The sequence below is a fragment of the Rathayibacter sp. AY2B7 genome, assembly GCF_002931635.1.
Classification (GTDB): Bacteria; Actinomycetota; Actinomycetes; order Actinomycetales; family Microbacteriaceae; genus Rathayibacter.
The window spans coordinates 1-25,912 of record NZ_PSUC01000041.1 but is presented as its reverse complement, the minus strand read 5'-3'; the positions used below and the strand labels follow the sequence as shown (position 1 = coordinate 25,912).

The window sequence follows — 25,912 nt, the reverse complement described above, 5'->3', positions numbered from 1 at the left end:
GCTGCGCGACACCGGCACGCTCGAGCTCGCCGACCGCCCCGTGGACGAGCTCTCGGGCGGGCAGCGCCAGCGGGTGTGGATCGCGATGGCCCTCGCCCAGCGGACCGACGTGCTCCTCCTGGACGAGCCGACGACCTACCTCGACGTGTCGCACCAGGTCGAGGTGCTCGACCTGCTCACCGACCTCAACCGCTCGCGCGGGACGACGATCGTGATCGTGCTGCACGACCTCAACCTCGCCGCCCGCTACGCCGACCACCTCGTCGCCGTGCGCGACGGCGCCCTGTACGCCTCGGGCACGCCCGCCGAGGTGGTGACGCCGGAGACGGTGCGCGCGGTGTTCGGGATGGAGTCGCGCGTGATCGAGGACCCGGTCTCGCGGACGCCGCTGGTGCTGCCCATCGGGCGCCACCACTCGGGCTGAGCCCGGCTGTTCAGGCCCGAGCGGTCAGGGCCGACCGGTCAGGCCGGAGCCGCGGCCAGGGAGGCGCCGTCGACGAGCGTGCAGCGGAGGAGCTGCTGCTCCCGTCGCGCGGGGTCGCCCTCGATGAGGATCTGCACGGCGCGGCGCCCCATGTCGCGCCGGGGCAGCTCGAAGCCGGCCTGCCAGCCGGTGCGGTCGGCCGATCCGGAGAGCGACACCAGCGACAGGTCGCCCGGCACCGCCACCCCCTCGGCCTCGGCGGCCTCCTGCAGGAGGACGAACTGCTCCTCCTGCTCGGCGAGGACGACCGTGACGCCCTCGGCGGCGATCCGGCGGATCCACTCCCGCGGCGACGCCTCCGGCCCCGGCACGAGGTGGAGGAAGCCGTCGCCGAGCTCGGCCCGCGCGCCGGCCATGCGGTCGGTGTACGACTCGACGCCCTCGCCGTGGCCGGCGTAGGCGAAGCGGGTGTGGCCGAGGGCGCGCGCGCAGGAGATCAGCTCGCGGACGATCGACGCGTAGTCGGCGGCCACGTAGGGCACGGGCCCGCCGGCGTCGTCGCGGCGGCCGATGCTGACGAAGGAGAAGCCGCTCGCGTTGAGGAACTCGAGCTCCTCGCGGGGCATGCGCTGCCCGAGGAGGATGCAGGAGTCGGCCAGGCGCAGCCGGGTGGTGCCGCCGCTGAGGCCGCCGCGACGGCCGCCGACGCGACCGCTGGTCAGCAGGAGGAGGTCGATGTCGCGGTTCTGCGCCTCCTCCTCGATGCCGGCGAGGAACGGGTGGAAGAAGTCCTCGCGATCGAGCGGGAACAGGCTCTCGTAGGTGTAGACGCCGATCATGCCGGTGCCGACCTGCTTGAGGCGGCGCGCGATGGGGTCGGCGACGTACCCCGTCTCCTGGATCGCCTTGAGGATCCGCGCCCGCGTCGCCTCCGGGACCCGGGCGAGCTGCTCGCCCTTGTCGTTGAGCACGAACGACACCGTCGTCTGGCTGACTCCCGCGAGACGCGCGATGTCCTTCTGCGTGATCCGCGGCACCCGGACACCCCCGCTTCATCCTGGTAATAGGTATTACGTCTTGACCTCAGGCTACCGATGACGAAGGATCGCCGTACGCCCATCCGGGGCGAGAGAGGGCGGAACGTCGACGATGATGAATCCCGCAGACCCAGACAACCAGACCACGGCCTCCCCGAGGCCCGATCGGCAGCACAAGCCCGATCAGCAGCCCGAGCACGATCCGCAGCGCAGGCCCGACAACTCGCGCCGCCTCTTCCTCGCCGGGGGCGCCGCCGCCCTCGCCGGCGCGGCAGGGGCCGTCGGCGCCGCCACTCCGGCCGCCGCCGCGCCCCCGGCCGACGCTCCCGGGCAGAAGAAGCGCCTGAGCGTCACCGAGGGGCCGATCTCACCGCTCGACAAGGAGTTCCGCTGGGACGACCGCGCCGGCGCAGACAACACCCGCGCGGTGCAGGCGGCCATCGACAAGGCGATGACCGCTCCGGGCGGCGAGGTGTCACTCCCCGCCGGCGAGATCCGGGTGACGGGCCTCGCGGTCGACTACCGCGGCTACCCGGTGCAGCCCGAGAACGGGCCGCCCTACGGCTACGCCGGGCCGAAGATCGTCGGCGCCGGCATGCGCCAGACGAGGATCGTCCAGATCGAGGGCTCCACCCGCGACATCTTCACCGTCTCCGGCCAGACCGGCGACGCGGCCGGTCCCGCCAACAACAACAAGGCCACCGGCGTCGTCCTCGCCGACTTCGAGATGACGGGCACGCCCTCCGGCGGCCACGGGATGTCGCTGCGCTCGCTGGTCAACTGCGAGTTCCGCAACCTGTGGATCCAGAAGACCGGCAAGTCGGGCATCTTCCGCGAGCGCGCCACCTTCGTGTCGGGCGTCGACGACGAGTACTCGTACGCCAACTCCTGGAACAAGATCAAGATCGTCGCCCCCGCCGGCTGGGGCGTGGAGGACTCGGGCAAGGCCTCCATCGGCGGCTCGATGACCAACGTCGAGGCGATCAGCCCCGGCCTCGGCGGCTTCCTCCTCGCGCCGACGAACATGACGCTGCTCGACTGCCAGGCCATCGGCGGCACGGTCGGCCTCCGGTCGATCCGCAACGAGAACCGGCGCTCGGTCAACTCCGGCCTGACCCTGATCAACTTCCGCTCGGAGGGCTCCCGCGACGGCTGGGAGGTGCTGATCGAGGCCGGCACGAGCCACATGATCGTGAACCCGAACTTCTTCCCGACCTCGGGCGCGAACTGCCTCGGCGTCGGCCTGACGAACGGCGGAGCGGACTTCGAGGTGCGCAACCTCACCGTCCTCGGCGGCTTCTACGGGCTCAGCCTCGGCCGCTTCCCGCAGCAGAAGGCCATCGTGCTGGGCAGCGACTCCTCGCAGACGCGCCTCGTGAACCCGTTCATCGAGCGCGGCGCCGCAGGAGTGGACGAGGGCTCGCTGATCGTCGACAACGGACGCCTGACCTCGTTCGAGCTCGGCCGCGGCCGGGTGGAGCGCGCGGCCGGCTACACCACGGTCGCCCGCGCCCCCGAGACCATCCCGACCCCTCCGGCCGGTCAGGTCAACGAGGGCTGGGAGCGCTCCGGCGACACCTGGCGGAAGGTGGCCGTCTTCCCCGACGGGCACCGCGTCGTCATCGCCTCCTGACCCCGGGCGGCGGCGCCCTCCGCGCCGCCGCCCTCCCCCACTGCACACGGAACGAGCACCAGAACGCATGCATGACGACAGCACCCGCATCGAAGCCCGCATCGCCCGCTTCCGCGCCGAGAGCCTCCGGCCGGCGATCCACCGGGCGGTCGAGCCGCTCGGGATCCAGTCGTGGACCGCTCCGGGCGAGCCGGTCCCCTTCGACCAGGCGCGGGGCGCGTCCTACGCGCCCGCCCGCATCGGGGAGCCGTGGGGCGCCCCCTGGGGCACCGTGTGGTTCCACGTGCGCGGCGAGATCCCCGCCTCCTGGGTCGGCGTCGACGGCTGCCAGCCCGAGCTCGTCGTCGACCTCGGCTACACCGGCGCCCAGTCCGGCTTCGAGGCGGAGGGGCTCGTCTTCACCGCGACCGGCACGGTCGTGAAGGCCGTCGAGCCGTTCAACCAGTCGGTCCCGCTCGACCGGCTGCCCGGCCACGAGGCGGGCGACCGCACGGTCGAGCTCTACATCGAGGCCGCCGCCAACCCGAACATCACCGGCGACTGGTCCTTCACCCCCACGGCGCTCGGCGGCCGCCCCGCCGACGGCGCCCTGCCGTCCGACCCGCTCTACCGCCTCCGCCGTCTCGAGCTCGGGCTGCTCGACCGAGAGGTCTGGGAGCTGGAGCAGGACATGGCCGTGCTCGTCGGGCTGATCGGGCAGCTGCCCGAGTCCTCCCAGCGGCGCGCCGAGATCGTGCGCGCCCTCGACCGCGCCGTCGACGTCCTCGATCCGGACGACGTGTCCGGCACCGCCGCCGCGGGCCGGGAGGCGCTGCGGACGGTCCTCGAGCGCCCCGCCTCGGCCAGCGCGCACCACCTGCACGCCGTCGGCCACGCCCACATCGACTCCGCCTGGCTCTGGCCCGCCCGCGAGACCGCCCGCAAGGTGGCCCGCACCTTCTCGAACGTCTGCGACCTGATCGAGCGCGAGGAGGGCTTCGTCTTCGCCGCCTCCTCCGCGCAGCAGTACGCGTGGCTGAAGCGCGACCACCCGGAGCTGTTCGAGCGCGTCCGCGGCCACGTGCTCGCGGGCCGCTTCGTGCCGGTCGGCGGGATGTGGGTCGAGTCGGACACGAACATGCCCGGCGGCGAGGCGCTCGTGCGCCAGCTGCTCGAGGGCAAGCGCTTCTTCCTCGACGAGTTCGGGATCGACACCGAGGAGGTCTGGCTCCCGGACTCCTTCGGCTACTCCGCCGCGCTGCCGCAGATCATCGCCGGAGCGGGCGGGCGCTGGTTCCTCACGCAGAAGATCTCGTGGAACGAGACCAACACGATGCCCCACCACACCTTCTGGTGGGAGGGCATCGACGGCACCCGCGTGTTCACGCACTTCCCGCCCGTCGACCTCTACAACTCCGACCTCTCCGGCGAGGACCTCGCCCGCGCCGAGCGCCAGTACGCCGAGAAGGGCAGCGGCACCATGTCGCTCGTGCCCTTCGGCTACGGCGACGGCGGAGGAGGCCCCAACCGCGAGATGATCGCGGCCGCCCGCCGCACGCGCAGCCTCGAGGGCTCGCCGACCGTCGAGCTGTCCACGCCCCGCCGCTTCTTCGAGGAGGCGCAGGCCGAGTACCCGGACGCGCCCACCTGGTCGGGCGAGCTCTACCTCGAGTTCCACCGCGGCACCTACACGTCGCAGGCGCGCACCAAGCAGGGCAACCGCCGCAGCGAGCACCTGCTCCGCGAGATCGAGCTGTGGGCGACCACGGCCCTCGTCCGCGCCGGGGTCCCGTACCCGGCCGACGAGCTGCGCGAGATGTGGCGGACGGTCCTCCTGCAGCAGTTCCACGACATCCTGCCCGGCACCTCCATCGCCTGGGTGCACCGCGAGGCGGAGGAGAACTACGCCCGCATCGCGCAGCGGATCGAGGAGATGATCGCCGAGACCGTCCGGGCCCTCGCCGGCGAGGGCTCCGCGGAGCTGCTGGTGAACTCCTCCCCCTTCGCCGTCGGTGGCGTGCCGGCGCTCGGCGCGGCCGCGGCCGACCCCGCCGCGGAGCACTCGGCCCCGACGCTCCGCTCCGACGGCGACGCCCACGTCCTCGACAACGGGCTCGTCCGGGTGCGGATCGGCGCCTCCGGACTCCTCGAGTCGGTCGTGGACCTCGCGAGCGGCCGGGAGGTCGTGCCCGCCGGCGCAGCCGCGGGGCTCCTCCAGCTCCACCGCGACACCCCGAACAAGTGGGACGCCTGGGACCTCGACGACAACTACCGCCGCACGGTGGAGGACCTCGTCGGCGTCGACTCGGTCCGCGCCGGCACCGTGAGCGACCCGCTCGGCCGCGAGGTGCCGGCGGTCGTGATCACCCGCTCGTTCGGCGGCTCCACGGTCGTGCAGACCGTCTCGCTGCAGATCGGCCGGGCGGCCGTCGACCTCGGCCTCGACATCGACTGGCACGAGCGCCGCAAGCTGCTCAAGCTCGCCTTCCCGCTCGACCTGCTCTCGGACCGGGCGACGTCCGAGATCCAGTTCGGCCACGTGCACCGGCCGACCCACGTGAACACGACGTGGGACGCCGCGCGCTTCGAGACCGTCGCGCACCGCTGGGTGCACGTCGGCGAGCCGGGCTTCGGCGTCGCGGTCGTCAACGACTCCACCTACGGGCACGACATCACCCGCGACCGCGCCGCGGCCGGCACACCGACGACCACGGTCCGGCTCTCGCTCCTGCGCGCGCCGCTGTTCCCCGACCCGGACGCCGACCAGGGCCGCCACCGCCTCGCAGTGTCGCTCGTGGTCGGCGCCGAGCTGCCCGACGCCGTCGAGGCCGGCTACGCGCTGAACACCCCGGTCCGCAGGCTCACCGGCGCCGCGCCCGTCGCTCCCCTGGTGTCGATCGACGACCCCTCGGTGATCGTCGAGGCCGTGAAGGCGGCGGACGACGGGAGCGGCGACGTGATCGTGCGGCTCTACGAGTCGCTCGGCCGCCGCGCCGCATCGACCCTCCGCGCCGCCTTCGCCGTCCGGGCGGTCACCCGCACCGACCTGATGGAGCGTCCCACCGAGCAGGTCCGCATCGAGAGCTCCGTCGAGGCGGAGTCGGCCGACGTGCGCCTCGAGCTGCGTCCGTTCGAGATCGCGACGGTGCGCCTGGCGCGTTGAGCGCGAGGGGGACGCGGGGCGGGAGCAGGCCGGGCGGGCTTGCTCCTGCCCCTGCGTCATGTGGTCTGCTCGATGCACACCGTCCCGATCGGAGAGGTCCCCCATGCAGTCGTTCCCCGCCCCGCCCCGCCAGGTGCAGATCGGCGACGCCGCCGCGTTCGCCGGCGTCACTCCGCGGGCGATCCGCCACTACCACCGGCTCGGGCTGCTCCCCGAGCGCGAGCGGGGCGGAGACGGTCGTCGGCGCTACGGCTACGACGACATCATCCGGCTGCTCTGGATCCGCCGCCTGGCCGACGCCGGGGTCGCGCTCGAGGACATCCGGGACGCCTTCGCCGTCGCAGCCCCGGCCGGCGCCGAGGACAGCGCCGACCGCGAGGACGAGGTCGCGGGCGTCCTCGCGCGGCTGGACGACGCGCTCGCCGCGCAGGAGGAGGAGCTGCAGCGGAAGCGGGCCTCGGTCCGGCGCATGCGGACCCTCGGCGGCCGGCTGGGGCTGCTCGACGACATCGTCTCGCGCCGCCTCGAGGGCGCACCCGAGGGCTCGCTGCGCCAGGCCGACCTCGACACCCTGCTGGTCACCGAGCGGATGTTCGGCCCGCTGGGCGCCGTGTCCCAGGCCGGCCGCTTCGTCGTCCTCGCCGCCGATCCGGCGCTGCGGGCGGAGGCCGACCGCGTCGACGCCGCCGAGGAGGCCCTCGACGACACGGTCGCCGAGGACGACCCCCGGGTGGAGCAGGTGGCGCGGGAGCGGCACGCCTTCGAGGCCCGGCTGATGCGCGTCGTCGAGGAGTCCGGTCAGCTCGAGGAGGACGAGGCCATCTTCGACGCGTGGGACGAGGCGCACCCGCCCGAGGACCCCGCGACGGCCCCCGATCCCGCACAGGGCTCCCGCGCCCGGAGCGCCGGCGAGATCATCCGGAGCCTGCCCTACGACGTCTCGCCGGCCCGCCTGCGCGCCATGGACCTGGCGATGCGGCTCGGGATGGAGGAGGCACCGACGCGCTGAGACGCGGGGTCACGCCCGCTCGGTCACCCGAGGACCTCTCGCAGCACCTCCAGCGCCCGCTCGCGGTCGCCGACCCCGCCGCCCTCGTGCCCGCTGTACGGCCACACGTCGATCGACGTCTCGCCGCCGGAGACGTTGTGGGAGGCGAAGACCGTCGAGGGCGGGCAGATCGGGTCCATCAGGCCGACCGAGCGGTGCACCCGGCAGCGCAGGCGCCGCGAGAAGTGGACGCCGTCGACGTAGGAGAGGGTCCGCTCGACGGCGTCGAGGTCCTCGGGGCGGGTCGCCAGGTAGCGGGCGATCTCCACGTAGGGCGCCTCGTTCGTGACGGTCGTGGCGCGGAGGACGTCGGAGAGGAAGGGCACCAGGGCGATCGCCGCGCGCACCCGGGGGCGCAGCGCCGCCGCGGCGGTCGCGAGCGCTCCGCCCTGGCTGCCGCCGAAGACCGACACTCGGTCCGGGTCCAGCCCGGGGAGCGCCTCCACGGCGTCGACGGCGAGCGCCGCGTCCGCGATCAGGCGCCGGTAGTAGTACGTCTCGGGCGACTCGATGCCGCGCGTCGTGACCCCGGGGTACGCGGGTCCGCTGCCGTGGGGGTCGGGGGTGGCTCCGGAGCGGGCGAGGCGGCCGGCTCCCTGGCCTCGCGCGTCGACGACCAGGTGCGCGTACCCGGCGGCGGCGATCCAGAGGTGCTCGATCGGACGGCCCCGTCCGCTGCCGTACCCGGGGTACTCGATCACCACGGGGAGCGGGGCGCCCGGGTCGACCGCGGGGGTCATCAGCCAGGCGGCGATCGGCTCGCCCGCGAAGCCGGGGAACCGCACGTCCCGCACCCGCACCAGCGGGAGGCCCGCGTCGACCGGCGCGGCGCTCACGGCGGGGCCGCCCTCCCGCCCGAGCGCGAGGGTGGCCCGCCAGAAGGCGTCGAAGTCGTCGGGCTCCGCGACCTCCGCACGGAACTCGCGGAGGGCGGCGAGGGGGCGATCCGTGAACACCGGGTCAGCCTTTCAGACCGGAGTGCGCGAGCCCTTCCACGAACTGCCGCTGAGCGAGGAGGAACACGGCCAGCACGGGCACGACCGTCATCGTCGCCGCGGCGAGCTGCACGTCCCACATCTCCCCGCCGTAGGCGTCGGTGAAGCGGGTGAGCGCCTGGGGCAGGGTGAAGAGCTCGGGTGAGGTCAGGTAGACCGTCGGCTCGAGGTACATGTTCCAGGACCCGAGGAAGGTCAGGATCGCGACGGCCGACAGCGCGGGCTTGGACAGCGGCAGGAAGATGCGCCGCCAGATCCCGAAGCGGCCGAGGCCGTCCAGGCGCGCGGCCTCCTCGAGCTCGCCGGGCATCGCGATGAAGTACTGCCGCATGATGAACGTGCCCAGCACCGCCGGCGCTCCGACCATCGGCACCAGCAGCAGCGGCACGTGGGTGTCGATGAAGCCGAGCTGCCGGAAGATCTGGAACAGCGGGATGATCGTCACCTCCGTCGGCACCAGCAGGCCGGTCAGGACGACGAGGAACACCGCGTTGCGTCCCGGGAACGGGATCCGGGCGAAGGCGTAGCCGGCCAGGCTCGACACCAGCAGCGTGACCACGGTGACCGTGACCGCGATGTAGAGGCTGTTCCAGTACTGGAGCGCGAACGGCTGGAACCGGAACGCCTCGGCGTAGCCCGCCAGGCTCGGCGAGTCCGGCAGCAGGGTCGGCGGGTTCGAGAAGATCTCGTTCACCGGCTTGAACGACGAGGCGATCATCCAGAACGTCGGCACCGCGAACGGCAGCACGAGCAGGATCAGCGTCACGACGAGCAGGGCGGTCATGAGCGGGCTGCGGCCGCGGCGGCGCTTGACGGGCGGCTCCGGGACGGCTTCGAGGCGTGGCGTGAGCGGGGTCCCCTGCTCGACGACGGCGTCAGTTCTCATAGAAGACCCATTTCTTGCGCAGCTGCCACTGCACGACCGTGAGGATCAGGACGAAGAGGAGCAGCATCAGCGAGAGCGTCGCGCCGTAGCCGATGTCGCTGAACTCGAAGGCCTGTTGGAACACGTAGTAGACGAGCACTGTCGTCGACAGCTCCGGCCCGCCCTCGGTCAGGACGGCGACCTGCGCGAACGCCTGCAGCGAGCCGACGATCGTGAGGATGGCGGTGAGGAGCAGGGTGGGCGAGATGAGCGGGAGCGTGATCCGGAAGAAGATCGCGCGGGGGCTCGCGCCGTCCAGGCGGGCCGCCTCGTAGAGGTCGCCCGGCACTCCCTGCAGCGCGGCGAGGAAGAGCACCATGTTGACGCCGACGCTGCGGATGACCTGCGTGACGATGACGCTCGCCATCGCGGTGGGTCCCTCCTGGAGCCAGTTCGGCCCGTCGAGGCCGACCAGCGAGAGCAGGCCGTTGATCGCGCCGTTGTCCTGGAGGAGGAAGCCCCAGACGAGGGTCCAGGCGACCACCGAGATGACGACGGGCGAGAAGAAGAGCGTGCGGAACAGGGCGCCGCCCGGGATCCTCCGGTTGAGCAGCACGGCCAGGCCCAGCCCGAGGGCGAGGTTCAGGACGACCACTCCCCCGGAGAAGACCGCGGTCGTGCCGAGCACCGCGCCGATGCTCGGGTCGTTGATCGCCCGCTCGTAGTTCTCGCCGCCCACGAAGGTCATGGAGCCGGTGAAGACGTTCCACTCGTTGAGGCTGAACCAGACCGCGAGCCCGACGGGCAGCAGCACGAACACGATCACACCGAGCAGCTGGGGCGCGATGAAGAGCCAGCCGGCGAGCGCGTCGCGGCGCCGGAGGTTCCAGTAGGCGCCGGCGGGAGCGGATCGGCGGCTGTCCGTCGAGGTCGCGGTCACGGGATCACTTCCCCTGGAGGACGGGCGCGATGGCGTCGCAGACGCCTCCGAGCACCTCGGCGACGTCGGCGTCGGCCGACCACATGCGGTCCAGCGCCGTCTTGCCGACCGAGGTGATCTCGGCGGGGCTCGTCACCGGAGGGGTGGCGGACACGTCGGCGAGCTCGTCGACCACGACGCGGTCGAGCTGCTCGGCGCTGAGGCGCGTGTTGACCTTCGCCAGCTCCTCACCGGACAGCAGCGACTCGCGGGGCGGCGGGAAGAACTGCGCGAGCTTGGCGGAGTTCTCCGGGTTGGTCATGAACGAGAGGAAGCCGGTCGCCTCCTCCACGTGGTCGCCGCCTGCGAGCGCGGCCATGCCGGCCTGGCCGATGTTGCCGTACTCGCCGGCGGGGCCGACGGGCAGCGGGTAGATCTCGAACGGGAACGAGCCGTCGAGCAGGCTCGCCCGCGAGACCTGCGCGGTCGTGAACGCGGCGTCGCCGGCGAAGAAGTCCGCCGTCACGCCGGGTCCGGGGGTCGCGCCGCTGACGTAGACCGAGTCGTGGAAGAACTGGAACGCCTCCACCATCTCGGGCGAGTCCATCGTGCACTGGGTCCCGTCGTCGCTCCACGGCTGGGCTCCCCAGCCCGCCCAGAGGTTCGCGAGGCTCAGCCAGCCCGAGAAGTCGAAGTCGCGGATGATATAGCCGGCCTTGCCGGTCGACTCGTTGACGGCCGCGCCGATGCGGTCGACGTCCTCCCAGGTGAGCGTCGCGGGGTCGACGGTCTGCCCGGCCTGCGCGACGAGGTCCTGGTTCACGTACAGCGCGAACGGCGAGTTGGAGAACGGGTACGCGTAGAGCTCGCCGTCCTGGCTGAACGACTGCGCCACGCTGGGCAGGATGTCGTCGTACTCGTAGCCCTCGGTCCCCTCGAAGGTCTCGGTCAGCGGAGCGAGCGCTCCGGCGTCGATCAGGTCCTTCGCGATGTCGCCGACCCAGGCGAGGTCGGGGGCATTGCCGCCCGCGGCCTGCGTGGTCAGGGTCGAGTTGTAGTCCGCGAACGGGAGGGACTCGAAGGTCACGGACTCGATCTCGGGGTGGTCGGCGATGTACTCGTCGGCCATCGAGTCGAACAGGGCGAGCTGCTTCTCGTCGGAGGTCCAGACGGACATCCTCAGAGCGACGGGTGCTGAGTCGTCCCCGCCGCCGGCGGCGCCGCAGCCCGAGAGGGCGGCGATCACTCCGACTGCGGCGAGCGAGGCCATCAGCTTCTTCGCTGGTCTCATCGTCTCTCTTTCTCCAATGGTCTTCTCGGTGTTCCCGGTCAGTACCCGACGACGTCGGGCCAGTGGGTCTCTACGCCGCGCGACTCGAGCCTCGCCTGCAGGCGGGCGACGAGGGCGGGGTCGGCGGCGATCTCGTGGGGCGACAGGTCCTCGGCGAGGGCGAGGGCCGCCAGCTCGCCGACGGCCTCGCCGATGTTCCACTCCACGGGGTGGAGGCGGTACGCGCCGTTGGTGATGTGCGTCGTCCCGATGTTCTTGCCCCCGGGCAGCAGGTTCGTCGGGGTGCGCGGCACGAGGGCGCCGAGCGGGATCTCGAACGGCGAGCACTCCACGTCGAGGTAGTTGTCGCCTCCGGTGGTCGGGTGCAGGTCGATCCGGTACATGCCCACGCCGACGGAGTCGTCGAAGCGCGCGGGGCTCCCCGTCCCGCGGGCGGCGACGGAGACGTCCTGCTCGCGCACCGTGGTGAGCGCGCGGATCCGGCGGGACTCGCGGATGTAGGGGGCCTGCGCGAGGCCGTCGGCGGTGCCCATCACGTCGCCGCGGAGCCGGAGCCCGGGCCAGCCGCGGCCGCCGTCGGGCCGGGGCGCCTCGGTCTGGAGCCAGTAGAAGTACGACAGCGAGAGAGCGCGGGCGCCGGCGAGGTGCTTCTCCGGCTCCGGCACGTCGAGGATCGAGCTGTCGAGGTAGTCGAGCATCGGCCAGTTCGCGAGCACGATGTCGCTGTCGAGCGCGCCCGGTCGGAGGGTCTCGGTCGCGAGGATCCGGCGGAACATCCAGAGGTCGGTGTCCCCGCCCTGCGCGCGCTGGTCCGCGGTGCGGGTGTCGCCCACGGCGTTCACGTGCATCGTGCGGGTCTCGGGGCGCAGCGTCCTCGGGTTCGGCGCGGTGAAGGAGAGGAGCTTCCCGCCCCAGAAGGGCACCTCGTACTCGTGCCAGTAGTCGTAGTCGGCCGGGCGCTCGATGGTGTGGTCGCCGTCCGCGCTGTCGAAGCCGAAGCACCAGGTGACGGCCTGCACGTTCATCGGGTCGGCGACGGCGGGAGCGCTGGGCTCGCCGTGCTCGTCGCGCGACTCGGAGCCCGTGACGTAGTCGACCTCCGCGAGGGGGAGCAGCTCCCCCGTCTCGGTCGCGTCGACCACGTACCGTCCGGAGACGGCGAGCTCCTCGCCCGAGACCGCGTCGCGCAGCAGGACGCGCTCGATCCGGCCCGGGCCGCCGTCGACGGCGAAGGGGACGACGCCGGTGACGACGCGGATCGCTCCGCTCGAGCGGTAGGGGGCGAGCATCTCGTCGAGCACGGCGACGGCGACGCGGGGCTCGGCGCAGAGCCGGCTCACGAGTCCGCGGCCGGGGTTCAGGCGGTCGTCGCGCATCGCCTCGGCGGTGAGGGGGTAGTTGCGGCGGTAGTAGCCGCGGATGCCGTCGCGGAGGCGCCGGTAGTCGGCGGTGACGCCGAACTGCTCGACCCAGGTGTGCTCGTCCGGCGGGACGCCCTGCGAGGTGAGCTGACCGCCCAGCCACGGGTACTGCTCGGTCAGCACGACCGAGAGGCCGTTGCGGGCGAGGGCGATCGCCGCGGCCACTCCTCCGAGTCCGCCGCCGATCACGGCGACATCTGCTTGCATCGGGGTCACGCGTCCGCCTCGTCCTCGTCGACAATCTGGGTCATCGACCTACTACCCGCGGGTAATACGTATTGCCGATTGATTAGACCGTAACGCACGAGTGTCCGGTTGGCAACGGTCTCCGATGTTCCGAGCGACGCCGCGGCGACCCGCGGGCGTCCTCAGCCGGAAGCGGGCCGGATGTCAGGGCTCGGTGGCATGCTCGACCCCGAGCGCGGCCGGCGGGCGGCGGCGCGGAGCGGAGCAGCATGATCGGGTTGGATCTCACCGGGCGCACGGCCCTCGTCACGGGGTCGGGGCAGGGCATCGGGCTGGCCATCGCGACGACGCTCGCGGAGGCGGGCGCCGAGGTGATCGTGAACGCCCGCTCCGAGCGGTCGATCCGCCGGGCGATCGAGGCCGTCGGCGCGGCGGTGCCGGAGGCGCGGGTGCGCGGAGTCGCGGCCGACGTGTCGACGGAGAAGGGCGCGGCCTCCCTCCTGCGCGCGGCCTCGGAGGTGGACGTGCTCGTCAACAACCTCGGGATCTTCGGCTCCGCCGATGCGCTCTCCATCGACGACGACGAGTGGCGCCGCTACTTCGAGGTCAACGTGCTCACCGGCGTGCGCCTCACCCGCGCCTACCTCCCGGGGATGATGGAGCGCGAGTGGGGCCGCGTCCTCTACATCGGCAGCGACTCCGCCGTCGTCACGCCCGCCGAGATGATCCACTACGGAGTGTCGAAGACCGCGCTGCTGGGCGTCTCGCGCGGCTTCGCCAAGGCCGCCGCCGGCACCGGGGTGACGGTGAACAGCGTGCTCGCCGGGCCGACCCACACGGGCGGCGTCGAGGACTTCGTCTACGAGCTGGTCGACCGCGAGCTCCCGTGGGAGGAGGCGCAGCGCGAGTTCATGCGCCTGCACCGGCCGCAGTCGCTGCTGAAGCGCCTCATCGAGCCGGAGGAGATCGCCCACATGGTCGCGTACCTCGCCTCCCCGCTCGCCTCGGCCACCACGGGCGCCGCCGTGCGCGTCGACGGCGGCTACATCGACTCGATCGTGCCGTAGCGCGCGCTCCCGGGGCTTCCCGGGGCGCCGGCCGTCAGCGCGGAGGGGCGACCGAGCCGCCGGGGCGCCACGGGCCGCCGATGCGCTCCTGGAGGAGCGGCGCCGCCGGGTCGGCGAGGCGGGCGAGCAGCGCCTCCACTCCGCGGCGGCCGAGCTCGCGGCCGGGCGCGACGAGCAGGTCGAGCGCCGGGTCGGCCAGGTCGGCGACGTCGGGGTCGGAGGCGAGCAGGACGATCGAGAGGTCCTCGGGCACGCGCAGCCCGCGGTGCCGCACCTCGTGCGCGAACCCGACGGCGGCGCCCCCGTTGACGATCACCACGGCGGTCGCGGAGGCGGGGTCGAACGAGCGGGCGAGGGTGCGGCCGCCGGCGGGGGACTCCTCACAGCGGAGCAGCACGCCCTCGACGCCGCGGGCCGCGCAGGCGAGCGCGAACGCCTCCTGGGTGCGCGCGTAGGGGCCGAAGTCGGCCGCGGCCTCGCGGTCCGGGCCGAGCACGAGCGCCACCCGCGCGTGCCCCAGGCCGGCGAGCCGGCCGAGCGCCTCCTCGACCATCCCCTCGAAGTCGATGTCGACCCAGTCGAGGGCGGACGGATCGCGGGTGCGCCCGATGAGGGCGAAGGGCGTGCCGGAGTCCCGCAGGACCGGCACGCGCTCGTCCTCGCTGGTGACCTGCATCAGCACGACGCCGTCGATCAGGCCGTCGGCGCGCAGGTCGGCGAGGCGGTCGGAGCCGCCGACGGTCGGCCACAGGACGATCGAGTGGTCCTGCTCCGCCGCGGCCTCGGCGGCGCCGAGCAGGAACGAGGTGGCGGTGTTGAGCGGCCGGCTCGACACGAGCGGATAGACGACCGCGACGATCCCGGAGCGGCGCCGAGCGAGGGCGCGGGCCAGGGCGTGCGGCCGGAAGCCGAGCTCGCGCATCGCCGCCCGCACCCGCTCGCGCGTCTCGGGCGAGACGGGCTTGGTGTCGTTGACCACGAACGAGACCGTCGCGATCGAGACCCCCGCGAGGCGCGCGACGTCCCTCATCGTGGCCACCGCGCCTCCTCCGCTCGCGCCGCCCGGCCGTGGTTGACGCGGGGCGGACGTCTCCCGCATCCTAGGAGACGCGGCCGGTAAAGCGGTTAACCCCGCGTCGGCCCGCCCACTGCCGCACCGTCTCCACCGTCGAAGAAGGAACACCGTGACCACACCCTCCTCCCCCGTCCGCGTCCTCGTCTGGGGCGAGAACCGCCATGAGCAGATCGAGGAGAAGGTCCGCGCGATCTACCCCGACGGCATGCACAGCACGATCGCCGACGGCATCCGCGAGAACCTCGGCGAGCGCGCCACCGTCTCCACCACCACGCTCGACGAGCCCGAGCACGGCCTCACCGAGGACGTCCTCGACGCCACCGACGTGCTCGTCTGGTGGGGCCACATGGCCCACGGCGACGTCTCCGACGAGATCGTCGAGCGCGTCCAGCGCCACGTCCTCTCGGGCATGGGCCTCGTCGTCCTGCACTCCGGCCACTGGTCGAAGATCTTCGGCAAGCTCATGGGCACCACCTGCACGCTGCGCTGGCGCTCGGAGCAGGACCGCGAGCTGGTCTGGACCGTCGACCCCACGCACCCCATCGCCCAGGGGATCCCGCACCCCTTCCTGATCCCGCAGCAGGAGATGTACGGCGAGTTCTTCGACGTGCCGGCGCCCGACGAGCTCGTGTTCCTCTCGACCTTCACGGGCGGCGAGGTCTTCCGCTCCGGCATGACCTGGAAGCGCGGCCACGGGCGCATCTTCTTCTTCTCCCCCGGCGACCAGGACTACCCCGTCTACCACCAGGCCGAGGTGCGCCGCGTGATCGCGAACGGCGTCGAGTGGGTGCGCTCCTCGCGCCCCGAGCGCCGCCTCCCGGTGCTGCAGCGCTACGAGACCGAGGACTTCCACAACGGCCAGGACTACGAGGGAGCGCTCGTCCGATGACGGTCCGCCTCGTCCAGGTCGGCGCCGGCGCGATGGGCCGCGCCTGGATCCGCACCATCCGCGACTCCCCGGACGCCGAGCTCGTCGGCCTCGTCGACCTCGACGTCGACCTCGCCACGGCTGCCGCGGAGGAGGAGGGGGTCGGCCCGGTCGCGGTCGGCGCCTCCGTCGCCGAGGTCGCCGCGCGCTCCGGCGCCGACGCCGTGGTCAACGTGACCGTGCCGCGGGCGCACCTGCCCGTCAGCTCGGAGGCGCTGTTCGCCGGGCTGCCCGTGCTCTCGGAGAAGCCGATCGCGCCGACCATCGCCGAGGCGCTGGTGCTCGCGGCGACGGCAGAGGCCTCGGGCCGGCTCCTGATGACCAGCCAGTCGCGCCGCTACTACGCGGCGATCACCGCCTTCCGCGAGCAGATCGCCGGGCTCGGGCAGCTGGGCACCGCCTCCGTGCACTTCGCGAAGGCGCCCCGCTTCGGCGGCTTCCGCGACGAGATGGACCACGTGCTCCTGGTCGACATGGCGATCCACGCCTTCGACGCGGCGCGGTACCTGCTCGACAGCGACCCGGTCGCGGTCTACTGCGAGGAGTACAACCCGGGCTGGAGCTGGTACGCCGACGGAGCCGCGGCGAGCGCCGTGTTCGAGTTCGCCGGCGGAGTGCGCTTCAGCTACACCGGCAGCTGGTGCGCCGACGGCCTCGAGACCTCGTGGAACGGCGACTGGCGCGTCAACGGGGCCGGCGGCACCGCGCACTGGGACGGCGACGGCGCTCCGGAGTGGCAGTCGCGCGAGTCGGAGGCGGTGCGGAGCGCCGCGCTCGAGCCCGTGCCCGAGGAGATCGCGGGCTCGCTCGCGGAGTTCGTGCGGGTGCTGGGCTCGGGGGCGGTGCCCTCGGGCGAGGTGCACTCGAACGTGCGGAGCCTCGCGATGGTGGAGGCGGCGGTCCGCTCCTCCGAGACGGGTGCGCGGGTGCGGCTCGACGACGTGCTGGAGGAGGGGTACGCGGAGGCGCTGACGCTCGCGCGCGACGAGCGCGTGCTCGCGGCCCTCGGCTCCTGGGGCTCGGCCGCCGAGGGTCTCGCGCGCTGATCACGCCGCCTGGCGGGTCTCGAGGCGTCCGTGCCGGCGTCTCGAGACCCCGCCCGGTCGCGGCTCCGCCACCGCGCGTTCGCCGGGCGGACACCTGCGGGCGGCGGCGCGTTCACCGGGGGCGGCCAGCGTGGGCGGGTTCCTTCGAAGCCGCTCAGGAGACCCGTGTCCTCTCGTCATACCCGCACCCGCACCCGCACCGCCGCCCTCGCCCTCACCGTCACCCTCGCCGGCTGCACCCTCGGAGCCGCGGCCCTGCCCGCCTCCGCGGCGGGCGACTCCTTCTTCACCCGCATCGCCACGGTGCCGGCCTACCTGAACGCGGCCGACCCGTCCGCCGACTCCGCCGTCGCCGAGATCTCGAGCGCGTCGCCCGACGGCCGCCTGGTCTACTCGACGGACTCCGCCGGGCAGCGCATCGACGTCCTCGACATCTCGGACCCCGACTCCCCCGAGCCGCTCGGCGGCGTCGGCGTGGGCGGCGAGCCGACCTCGGTCTACGCGACCGGCGAGTACGTGCTCGCGGTGGTCGACACGAGCGACGGCGACTTCGCGAACCCCTCCGGCCACGTCAGCGTGCTGCACGCCGACGACCTCGCGCCCGTCGCGAGCATCGAGCTCGGCGGCCAGCCCGACTCCATCGACGTCACCACCGACGGCTCGACCGCGGTCATCGCGATCGAGAACCAGCGCGACGAGGACCTCGCCCCCGAGGGCGGCGAGGAGGGCGACCTCCCGCAGGCGCCCGCCGGGGAGCTCGTGGTGATGGACCTCGCGGGCGACCCGTCCGCCTGGGTGCCGGAGCACGTCGACCTCACCGGTCTCGCCGGCCTCGACACCCCGTCGGACCCGGAGCCCGAGTACGTCTCGATCAACCCATCCGACACGGCCGTCGCCGTGACGCTGCAGGAGAACAACGCCGTCGCGATCGTCGACCTGGCCACCCGCTCCGTCACGGCCTCGTACACCGCGGGCACCGCCTCCGTCAGCGGCATCGACACGCTCGACGACGACTCGATCTCGCTGACCGGCTCGATCACCGACGTCCCGCGCGAGCCCGACGCGATCGGCTGGGTCGGCGACGACCACGTCGCGATCGCGAACGAGGGCGACTGGAAGGGCGGCACGCGCGGCTGGTCGATCCTCGACGCCGCGACCGGGGCCGTGCAGTGGGACGCCGGGAACTCGTTCGACCACCTCGCGGTGCGCCTCGGGCTCTACCCGGACAAGCGCTCCGACGCGAAGGGCTCCGAGCCCGAGGGCCTGCTCTCGGCCACCTTCGACGGCGTCCCCTACGTGTTCGTCGGCGCCGAGCGGGCCAACTTCGTGGCCGTCTACGACGTGTCGGAGCCGACCGCGCCGCGCTTCGTGCAGGCGCTGCCGTCGACGCCCGGCCCGGAGGGGCTGCTCGCCCTGCCCGAGCGCGACCTGCTGGTCGTCTCGAGCGAGACCGACGACGCTGAGGCCGCCGTCCGCGCGAGCGTGCAGCTCTACGCGCTCGGCGCCTCCGCCCCCGCGTTCCCGACCGTGCTGTCGGCCGACGTCGACGGATCGCCGCTGCCCTGGGGTGCGCTCTCGGGCCTCTCGACCGATCCGGCGGCGCCCGACCGCCTGTACGCGGTGAGCGACAGCGCCTACGCGCCGAGCACACTCCACTCGATCGACACCTCCGTCTCGCCGGCGCTGCTCGACACGACCCTCACGGTGACCGAGGGCGGCGAGCCCGCCGCTCTGGATCTGGAGGGGATCGCCGCCCGCGTCGACGGCGGCTTCTGGGCCGTGACGGAGGGCGGGACAGGCGACGGCAACGCGCTCCTGCGACTCGACGCGGACGCCGCGGTGACCGAGAGGATCGCCCTGCCCGCGGAGCTCGCCTCAGCGCTGGGCAAGCAGGGCTTCGAGGGCGTGACCGTCGAGGACGGCGCCGACGGTGAGATCGTCTGGACGGCGCTGCAGCGCGAGGCCTCGATCGACGCCGACGGAGTGGTCCGGATCGGGCGCTACGACGTCGCCGCCGACAGCTGGAGCTTCTTCGGCTACCCGCTGGAGGCCGTGTCCGGGGCGGACGGCGACTGGAACGGGCTCTCGGAGATCACGCTGACCCCCGCGGGCACGCTCGCGGTGATCGAGCGCGACAAGCTCAACGGGCCGGACGCCGCGCTGAAGGCCGTGTACACGGTGCCGCTGCCGACGGAGGCCGGCGCGGCGGTCGGCGAGACGCTGCCGATGCTCGAGAAGACCCTCGCGGTCGACGTGCTGCCCGCGCTGCAGGCCGGGAACGGCTGGACCCAGGAGAAGCTCGAGGGCCTCGGGATCACCGGTTCCGGCGAGGTGTTCGCGGTGACCGACAACGACGGCGTGGACGACGCGAACGGCGAGACGGTGCTCGCGTCGCTCGGCTCCGCGGACTCCGTGTTCGGGACGGGGACGGTGCCGACGCCGGGGCCGACTGTCGAGCCGACGGTGGCGCCGACGGCTGAGCCGACCACGGCGCCGACCGCGCAGCCCACGGTCGCGCCGACGGCTGAGCCGACCACGGCGCCGACCGCGCAGCCCACGGTCGCGCCGACGGCTGAGCCGACCGCGCCGCCCACGGCCGAGCCGACCCGCACGCCGGCTCCCGCTCCGGCCGGCGCCGTTCCTCCGCGGACCGGCTCGGGACTCGCGAGCACCGGCGTCGAGACGGGCTGGACCGCCGCGGCGGCTCTCGCCCTGCTCGCCGGTGGAGCGCTCGCGCTCGGAGTGACGCGCCGCCGCCGCGACGCGCGCTGACCGACGCCGACGGCCCGGGGGACAGTGTCCTCCGGGCCGTCGGCATTCCCCCGCGCGAGCGGGGCGAGCGGTCGGGTGTCAGCTTCCGGTGGGGGCGTCCTCGGTGTCGGGAGCGGTGCTCTCGGAGGGCGCCTGCGGAGCGACGGGCGCGACAGGGCCGGAGCCGTCCTCGGAGGCTAGGCGGGGCGGGGCGCGGCGTCCGCCCGTTGACTTCCCAGGTGCCCGGCCGTGCTCGCGGGTGCGGGGGCGCTCGCGGACTCGAGGTCCGTTCTCCTCCGGCTCCCGCGACTGTCCAGGAGTCGTCGCACTCGAGCTCGAGTGCGACAAGTTCTGGACAGTGGGGGAGGCTCCGGTGTGAGGGCTCGCGAGTGCTCGGGAGTCGTCGCAGTCGACGCCGAGTGCGACGACTTCTGGACAGTGGGCGGCGTCCGAGCAGCGTCAGGGACCCCGGCAGCACCCGTCAGGGACCCCGGCGGCGCGCGTCGCGCCCGGCACCCGCGACCTAGGGTGAGGGCATGCATCCGCTCGACGCCCAGGACCCGCTCGCGCACTGCCCCGAGTTGTTCGTCCGCACCCCCGAGGTCCGCTCCTACCTCGACGGCAACTCGCTCGGCCGGCCGCTGCGCGCGAGCGTCGCCCGGCTCGCGCGGTTCGCGGAGGAGGAGTGGGGCGGCCGCCTCATCCGCGGCTGGGAGGAGGGCTGGCTCGACATGCCGCTCGAGGTCGGCGACGCCCTCGGCTCCGCGGTGCTGGGAGCCGCGGCCGGGCAGACGGTCGTCGCCGACTCCACGACCGTCCTGCTCTACAAGCTCGCCCGCGCGGCGATCGCCCGCCAGGCGGAGCAGGGGCGCGACGAGATCGTCGTGGACACCGACAACTTCCCCACCGACCGGTACGTGCTGGAGGGCATCGCGGCCGAGACCGGCAGCACGCTCCGCTGGATCGACTCCGACCCCGGGAGCGGCGTCGGCCCCGACGACCTCGCCCCGGTGCTCGGCGAGCGGACGGCACTGGTGCTGCTCAGCCACGTCGCGTACCGCTCGGGGTTCCTCGCCGACGCCGCGGCGATCACCGCCCAGGCGCACGAGGCCGGCGCGCTCGTGCTCTGGGACGCCTCCCACTCCGTCGGCTCGGTGCCGCTCGAGCTCGACGAGTGGGGCGCGGACCTCGCGGTCGGCTGCTCCTACAAGTACCTGAACGGAGGCCCGGGGGCGCCCGCGTGGGCGTACGTCGCGTCGCGGCACCAGGGCTCGCTCGCGCAGCCGGTGCAGGGCTGGATGGGCGTCGCCGACATGTTCGAGATGGGACCCGGCTACCGTCCGGCCGAGGGGATGCGGCGCTTCCTCAGCGGGACTCCGCCGATCACGGGGATGCTCGCGATGCAGGACATGATCGCGCTGATCGCCTCGGTGGGCATGCCCGCGGTCCGCGCGAAGTCGGAGGCGATGACGGCGTACGCGCTGGAGCTGGCCGACGCGTGGCTGGTGCCGCGCGGGGTGCGGGTGGCGACTCCGCTCGACCCCGCCCGGCGCGGCTCGCACGTGACGATCGCGCACGAGTCGTTCGCCGGCCTGGTCCCGCGGCTGCAGGCGGAGGGGATCGTGCCGGACTTCCGCCGACCCGACGGCATCCGGATCGGCCTCTCGCCGCTGTCGACGACCTTCGCCGAGCTGGAGCTGGGCATGGCGGCCATCAGGGACGCGCTGGACTGAGCGGGCCGGGGCTCGGCGGGGCGGCTGTCCCCGGCCCCGCCGGCGCCCTCACCGCGCGTCGCGCGTCCGGCGGGTGCTCTCCTTCTGCAGGGCCTCGACGAGCTCGGCCTTCGTCATGCGCGAGCGGCCGGAGACGTCCAGGCGCTTGGCGAGGTCCATCAGGTGCGCCTTGGTCGCGTTCGCGTCCACTCCGCCCGCCGTCTCGCCCCCGGGGGAGCGGCCGTGGCCCTCGGCGCGGGAGTCGGAGGGGCCGCTCTCGGCCTTGCGCTCCCAGTGGTCGCCGACCTTCTCGTACTCGTGCTTCAGTGCGGCGAAGGCCGTGCGGTGGGCTCGCTCGCCGTCGCCGTAGCTGTCGACGGCCGAGTCGTGCGCGGCCGACCAGAGCTTCTGCGCGTGCTCGTCGGAGCGCTCGATGGTGGACGGGATCTGTTCCTCGCGGGGCATGGCGGCCTCCCTCTCGTCCTCCGACGCTACGTCGGGTCGGAGGCGCCGGTCACCCCGTTGACGAGCGCGCGGCGGGCGCCTCCGTCCCCGGAGCGCACTCGGGAGGCCCCTGCCGGTGTTCTCACCGGGCCGACGCCGATGATGGGGCGATGTTCATCCCGACCAGAGCCGCCGGTCTCGAGGCGCTCGACGACTTCGTCGCCCGCGCGGGCTCCGCCTACGCCCGCGACCGCAACCACGACCTCGGACCGTCCCGGGACAACGTCTCCGGACTCTCGCCCTACCTCCGCCACCGCCTCGTCACCGAGCGGGAGGTCGTCGCCGCGGTCCTCGCGCGGCATCGCCTGACCGCCGCGGAGAAGTTCGTGCAGGAGGTGTTCTGGCGCACCTACTGGAAGGGCTGGCTCGAGCAGAACCCGGACGTCTGGCGCCGCTACCGCCGCGAGGTGGCGGACTCCTCCGCGGGCGATCCTCCGCCCGGCTACCTCGACGCGATCGGCGGACGCAGCGGCATCGACGCGATGGACGCGTGGGTGAGCGAGCTCGTCGAGACCGGGTACCTCCACAACCACACCCGCATGTGGTTCGCGAGCATCTGGATCTTCACCCTCGGACTGCCCTGGCAGCTCGGCGCCGACTTCTTCTACCGGCACCTGCTCGACGGCGACGCCGCGTCCAACACCCTGTCGTGGCGATGGGTCGCCGGCCTGCAGACTCCGGGCAAGACCTACCTCGCCTCCGCGTCCAACATCGCGCGCTACACGGAGGGGCGCTTCTCGCCGAGCGGCCTCGCCACCACGGCCCCCGCGCTCACCGAGGAGCCCTTCCCGCCGCGGGCACCGCTCGAGCAGGACGACGTCGTCGGGACCGTCGGCGCCCGCCCCGGCCTCCTGCTGCACGAGGAGGACCTCGAGGCGGAGAGCCTGCTCGCCGAGCAGCCGGGTCTGGCCGAGCGCCTCGTCGCGTGCGCCGTCGCCGGGGACGCGGGCGGGCGCTCGCCGTCCGGAGTCTCCGACGCGGTCGCCGCCTTCACCGCCGCGGCGCTCGCCGACGCCGCCGAGCGCACCTCCGACTCGAGCGGCCGGCCTGCGAGGGTGCTCGCGGACGCGCGTCCCGCGACGGTCGTCGACTGGGCGGTCTCCGAGCGGATCGACACGGTGGTCGTTCCGTACGCGCCGGTCGGGCCCGTCGGAGAGCGGGTGGAGGCGCTCCGCTCGGCTCTCGCCGACGAGGGGGTCGCGCTCGTCACTGTGCGCCGCCGCTGGGACGGTGCGGCGTGGCCGTCGGCGTCGCGGGGGTTCTTCCCGTTCCGGAAGCGGATCCCGGCGCTGGTGCGCGACCTCGTCGAGCCCGCCGACGCGGCCCGCCTGTTCTGAGCGGCGTCCTGTGAGGCGCGTCCCGTGACCCGCGTCCCGTGAGCCGCGTCCTGTGAGCCCCGTCCCGCGGAACCTGCCTGGTCCCGCGGGGCGGGTGCCGCTCAGCCGAGCAGGCGGTCGCGGAGGAAGTCGCTCGCGAAGCGGCCCGAGGGGTCCCACTCGGAGCGGAGGGTGCGCCACTCCTCGAGGTGCGGGTAGAGCGGCGCGATCTCGTCGGCTCCGGCGAGGAAGTGCTTGCCCCAGTGCGGCCGGGCCCCGAGCGGCAGCAGCGCGCCCTCGACGGCGGGGAGCACGGCGTCGACGCCGGCGCGGTCCTTCTTGAAGGTGAAGTGCACGCCGACGCTGTCGCGGCCTCCGGCGGGGGAGAGCCACTGGTCGTCGCCCGCCATGGTCCGCAGCTCCGTGATGAGCAGGACGTCGTCGATCCGCTCGCCGATCGCGCGCAGCGCCACGATCGCCTCGCGGACGTTCGCGCGCGGCACCATGTACTCGCTCTGGATCTCGTCGCCCGCGCTCGGCTCGCGGTCGAGGCGGAAGTGCGGCAGGCGCTCGGACCACGGTCCGACGGAGCCGCCGAACGGGTTCAGGTTGGAGTCGACGCCCTCCGAGACGGCGAAGAGGCTCGCGGAGGCGGCGACCGCGCCCAGGTGCGTCGCGTCGACGTCGGCGACGGATCCCGCCGCCACCTTGGTCTTCAGCCACAGCTGCTCCACGGTCGGCGAGGACCAGTGGGTCATGAGGCTGACGCTGTAGGCGGAGGAGGTGATCGCGTCGAAGTCGTCGAGCACGCGCTCCCAGGGCAGGTCGACGAACGCGTCCTGGCGGACGTCGAAGGTCGGCTGGATGTCGAGGGTCACGCGGGTGACGATGCCGAAGGCGCCGAGGCCGACGACGACGCCCTCGAAGCCCGGCTCCCCGCGGCGGATCGTGCGCAGCGAGCCGTCGGCGGTGACGAGTTCGAGGGCCGAGACGGCGGAGGAGAGGTTCGCGTTGCGGTCGCCCGAGCCGTGGGTGCCGGTCGCGATGGCGCCGGCGACCGAGATGTGCGGGAGCGAGCCCATGTTGTGCAGGGCGTAGCCGTTGCTGTGCAGGTGCGCGGCGACGACGCCGTAGCGGGTGGCGCCGCCGACGGTGACGGTGCTCGCCTCGGCGTCGATCACGGGGTCGGAGGCGAGGCGCCCCAGGTGCAGCAGTGCGCCGGGGGTGTCGGGCAGGGAGTTGAAGGAGTGGCGGCTGCCGAGGGCGCGGACGCGCTCGTTCTCGCGGACGAGGCGCTGCACCTCCTCGACGGACTCCGGCTCGATGATGGCGGCGGCGCGGTACTCGTAGGTGCCCGCCCAGTTGCTCCGTGAGGTCATGGGTCCATTCTGCCGGGTGCGCGGGGGGATTTGTTGTTGGTTGCAACGAATGGCCCGGTGGTGCACGGGGACACCGCAGGACGGAACGGCGTGGAGATTGTTCGGGGCGCGCTTCGAGCCCCTGACGGGGAGGACGACGATGACCGCGCGCAAACGACCCCGCTCCGATCTGTTCCGGGTCTGCGTGAGCCTCCTGGTCACGATCGTGGTGGTGCTGCTCGTCCTGGCGACGGGGCCGCTCGCTCCGGGCGACGGGGCCGTCGATGCAACGGCGACCCTCGTTCCGGTGCACCTGCTCGGCCGGCCGCTCTCCACCGCCCTCTCCGTGGGCTGGAGCGCCGCCTCGTACTCGCGCCTCGACGAGCAGGCGCTGCGGAGCACCGCCGAGGAGGAGGCGCGCGGCGAGCGGCGCCTCCTCTCGCGGATGCTGGGGGCGACCGGGGCGACCGGGGCGACCGGCACGACGCTGTCGGCGGCGGTGCCGGCGATCGTGGTCGCGGTGGCGATCGCGGTCACGGTGGCGATCGCGCAGAGGACGGAGTTCCGCAGCGAGCCCCTCTCCATCGCCGCCGCCCTGCTCGCCGTCGCGAGCTCGTGGGTGCTGATGGTCTTTGCGGTCGCAGAGGCCTGCCTGCGCCTCGAGTCGCGGTCGCCCCGGCGGTCGCAGGTGCGCTTCGCCTTCGAGGAGGCGCCGCACTTCAGTGACGACGCGACCCTCGCGCTCCTGCTGTCCACGATGGCGGCCACGGTCTCGGCCGAGATCCGCTCGAGAGAGGGCTGGCGCCTGGTGCGCGCGAACGTCGTCTTCGCGTTCGCCTTCGACTCGGTCATCATCGCGATGACGGTGTCGCTGCTGTTCGGCGGATTCACGGGCTGAGACGGCGGGAGCGGAGCGTCAGGCGGAGCCGGGGGCGGCGGAGAACGTGAACCACGTGGAGGTCGTCCGGTCGTGATCTCCCGAGTTCGACGGCTCTCCTGCGCGGCGGGGGCGTCCGCCAGCCGGAGCGGGACGGGAGCGGACCGGGGCTGAGGGGCGGACCGGGACGGGGCGGACCGGGACGGCGGGGCGGACCGGACGGGTGGCGGCGCCGGTGGAGACGCCGACATCTCCCTCGGCGACGGCCGGACGCTCGCACAGCTGCGGGCCGACGCCCTCGTCGATCTGCTCATCGA

The 25,912-nt window shown here is 73.4% G+C and carries 20 protein-coding genes and 1 pseudogene; 11 read left to right on the top strand and 10 right to left on the bottom strand.

The annotated features are described in order from the left end of the window. The coding region (locus C5C27_RS08830) for an ABC transporter ATP-binding protein (RefSeq protein ID WP_146079639.1) at positions 1-424 on the top strand (424 nt) is incomplete at its 5' end. Between the two features lie 38 nt (positions 425-462). On the opposite strand, the gene C5C27_RS08825 is transcribed toward C5C27_RS08830, so the two are convergent. Beyond that, entirely contained in the window at positions 463-1,461 is a 999-nt protein-coding gene (locus C5C27_RS08825; RefSeq protein ID WP_104227154.1) for a LacI family DNA-binding transcriptional regulator, read from the bottom strand. Between the two features lie 112 nt (positions 1,462-1,573). Here C5C27_RS08825 and C5C27_RS08820 point away from each other — a divergent pair, with 112 nt between their 5' ends. From C5C27_RS08820 to C5C27_RS08810, 3 genes are all read left to right on the top strand, one after another. Further along, a complete protein-coding gene (locus C5C27_RS08820; protein ID WP_104314164.1) occupies positions 1,574-3,094 on the top strand; it encodes a hypothetical protein in 1,521 nt (506 codons plus the stop codon). Between the two features lie 67 nt (positions 3,095-3,161). Beyond that, positions 3,162-6,236 carry a glycoside hydrolase family 38 C-terminal domain-containing protein gene (locus C5C27_RS08815; RefSeq protein WP_104314163.1) on the top strand — a complete coding sequence of 1,025 codons (3,075 nt, stop codon included), beginning with the start codon at positions 3,162-3,164 and terminating at the stop codon, positions 6,234-6,236. A gap of 103 nt (positions 6,237-6,339) precedes the next feature. After that, complete coding sequence (locus tag C5C27_RS08810; protein ID WP_219813151.1) at positions 6,340-7,245, top strand: MerR family transcriptional regulator; 906 nt, start codon at positions 6,340-6,342, stop codon at positions 7,243-7,245. 23 nt (positions 7,246-7,268) lie between these two features. Here the strand turns inward: C5C27_RS08810 and C5C27_RS08805 are convergent, their stop codons facing one another. Genes C5C27_RS08805 through C5C27_RS08785 form a run of 5 tightly spaced genes read right to left on the bottom strand, consistent with a single transcriptional unit; the run spans position 7,269 to position 12,982 of the window. Next, positions 7,269-8,240, bottom strand: coding sequence for an acetylxylan esterase (locus C5C27_RS08805; protein ID WP_104314161.1), 972 nt, complete (start codon positions 8,238-8,240; stop codon positions 7,269-7,271). A 4-nt stretch (positions 8,241-8,244) separates the two neighbouring features. Then, a complete protein-coding gene (locus C5C27_RS08800) occupies positions 8,245-9,165 on the bottom strand; it encodes a carbohydrate ABC transporter permease (protein ID WP_244229554.1) in 921 nt (306 codons plus the stop codon). Beyond that, complete coding sequence (locus C5C27_RS08795; protein WP_104238790.1) at positions 9,155-10,084, bottom strand: carbohydrate ABC transporter permease; 930 nt, start codon at positions 10,082-10,084, stop codon at positions 9,155-9,157. Before C5C27_RS08795 ends, C5C27_RS08800 begins: the two co-directional genes overlap by 11 nt. A 4-nt stretch (positions 10,085-10,088) precedes the next feature. Beyond that, positions 10,089-11,354 (bottom strand): sugar ABC transporter substrate-binding protein, encoded by a 1,266-nt coding sequence (locus C5C27_RS08790; RefSeq protein WP_104238791.1) that lies wholly within the window; start codon positions 11,352-11,354, stop codon positions 10,089-10,091. Positions 11,355-11,392: 38 nt separating this feature from the next. Further along, positions 11,393-12,982, bottom strand: a complete 1,590-nt coding sequence (locus tag C5C27_RS08785; protein ID WP_104234052.1) for an FAD-dependent oxidoreductase — start codon at positions 12,980-12,982, stop codon at positions 11,393-11,395. 251 nt (positions 12,983-13,233) lie between these two features. Here C5C27_RS08785 and C5C27_RS08780 point away from each other — a divergent pair, with 251 nt between their 5' ends. Further along, complete coding sequence (locus C5C27_RS08780; RefSeq protein WP_104314165.1) at positions 13,234-14,028, top strand: SDR family NAD(P)-dependent oxidoreductase; 795 nt, start codon at positions 13,234-13,236, stop codon at positions 14,026-14,028. 34 nt (positions 14,029-14,062) lie between these two features. On the opposite strand, the gene C5C27_RS08775 is transcribed toward C5C27_RS08780, so the two are convergent. After that, the gene (locus C5C27_RS08775) at positions 14,063-15,058 is read right to left on the bottom strand and encodes a LacI family DNA-binding transcriptional regulator (RefSeq protein WP_258062807.1); all 996 of its coding nucleotides are present in this window, start codon (positions 15,056-15,058) and stop codon (positions 14,063-14,065) included. Between the two features lie 154 nt (positions 15,059-15,212). Here C5C27_RS08775 and C5C27_RS08770 point away from each other — a divergent pair, with 154 nt between their 5' ends. From C5C27_RS08770 to C5C27_RS08755, 4 genes are all read left to right on the top strand, one after another. Next, positions 15,213-15,992, top strand: coding sequence for a ThuA domain-containing protein (locus C5C27_RS08770; protein ID WP_104224317.1), 780 nt, complete (start codon positions 15,213-15,215; stop codon positions 15,990-15,992). Next, positions 15,989-17,077 carry a Gfo/Idh/MocA family protein gene (locus C5C27_RS08765; protein WP_104314160.1) on the top strand — a complete coding sequence of 363 codons (1,089 nt, stop codon included), beginning with the start codon at positions 15,989-15,991 and terminating at the stop codon, positions 17,075-17,077. Before C5C27_RS08770 ends, C5C27_RS08765 begins: the two co-directional genes overlap by 4 nt. A gap of 165 nt (positions 17,078-17,242) precedes the next feature. Then, the gene (locus tag C5C27_RS08760) at positions 17,243-19,849 is read left to right on the top strand and encodes an esterase-like activity of phytase family protein (RefSeq protein ID WP_104314159.1); all 2,607 of its coding nucleotides are present in this window, start codon (positions 17,243-17,245) and stop codon (positions 19,847-19,849) included. Positions 19,850-20,364: 515 nt separating this feature from the next. Next, complete coding sequence (locus tag C5C27_RS08755) at positions 20,365-21,561, top strand: kynureninase (RefSeq protein ID WP_104314158.1); 1,197 nt, start codon at positions 20,365-20,367, stop codon at positions 21,559-21,561. A gap of 48 nt (positions 21,562-21,609) precedes the next feature. Here the strand turns inward: C5C27_RS08755 and C5C27_RS08750 are convergent, their stop codons facing one another. Next, the gene (locus C5C27_RS08750) at positions 21,610-22,005 is read right to left on the bottom strand and encodes a ChaB family protein (protein WP_104225169.1); all 396 of its coding nucleotides are present in this window, start codon (positions 22,003-22,005) and stop codon (positions 21,610-21,612) included. Between the two features lie 149 nt (positions 22,006-22,154). Between C5C27_RS08750 and C5C27_RS08745 the strand changes: the two genes are divergently transcribed. Continuing rightward, positions 22,155-23,381, top strand: coding sequence for an FAD-binding domain-containing protein (locus tag C5C27_RS08745; protein WP_104314157.1), 1,227 nt, complete (start codon positions 22,155-22,157; stop codon positions 23,379-23,381). Positions 23,382-23,482: 101 nt separating this feature from the next. Here C5C27_RS08745 and C5C27_RS08740 read toward each other — a convergent pair whose 3' ends face one another. Continuing rightward, positions 23,483-24,739, bottom strand: coding sequence for an FAD-binding protein (locus C5C27_RS08740; protein ID WP_104234610.1), 1,257 nt, complete (start codon positions 24,737-24,739; stop codon positions 23,483-23,485). 139 nt (positions 24,740-24,878) lie between these two features. Here C5C27_RS08740 and C5C27_RS08735 point away from each other — a divergent pair, with 139 nt between their 5' ends. Continuing rightward, a complete protein-coding gene (locus C5C27_RS08735) occupies positions 24,879-25,616 on the top strand; it encodes a DUF1345 domain-containing protein (protein ID WP_181133488.1) in 738 nt (245 codons plus the stop codon). An 18-nt stretch (positions 25,617-25,634) separates the two neighbouring features. Here C5C27_RS08735 and C5C27_RS18360 read toward each other — a convergent pair. Continuing rightward, positions 25,635-25,912: pseudogene (locus tag C5C27_RS18360) on the bottom strand (hypothetical protein); the annotation flags it as partial.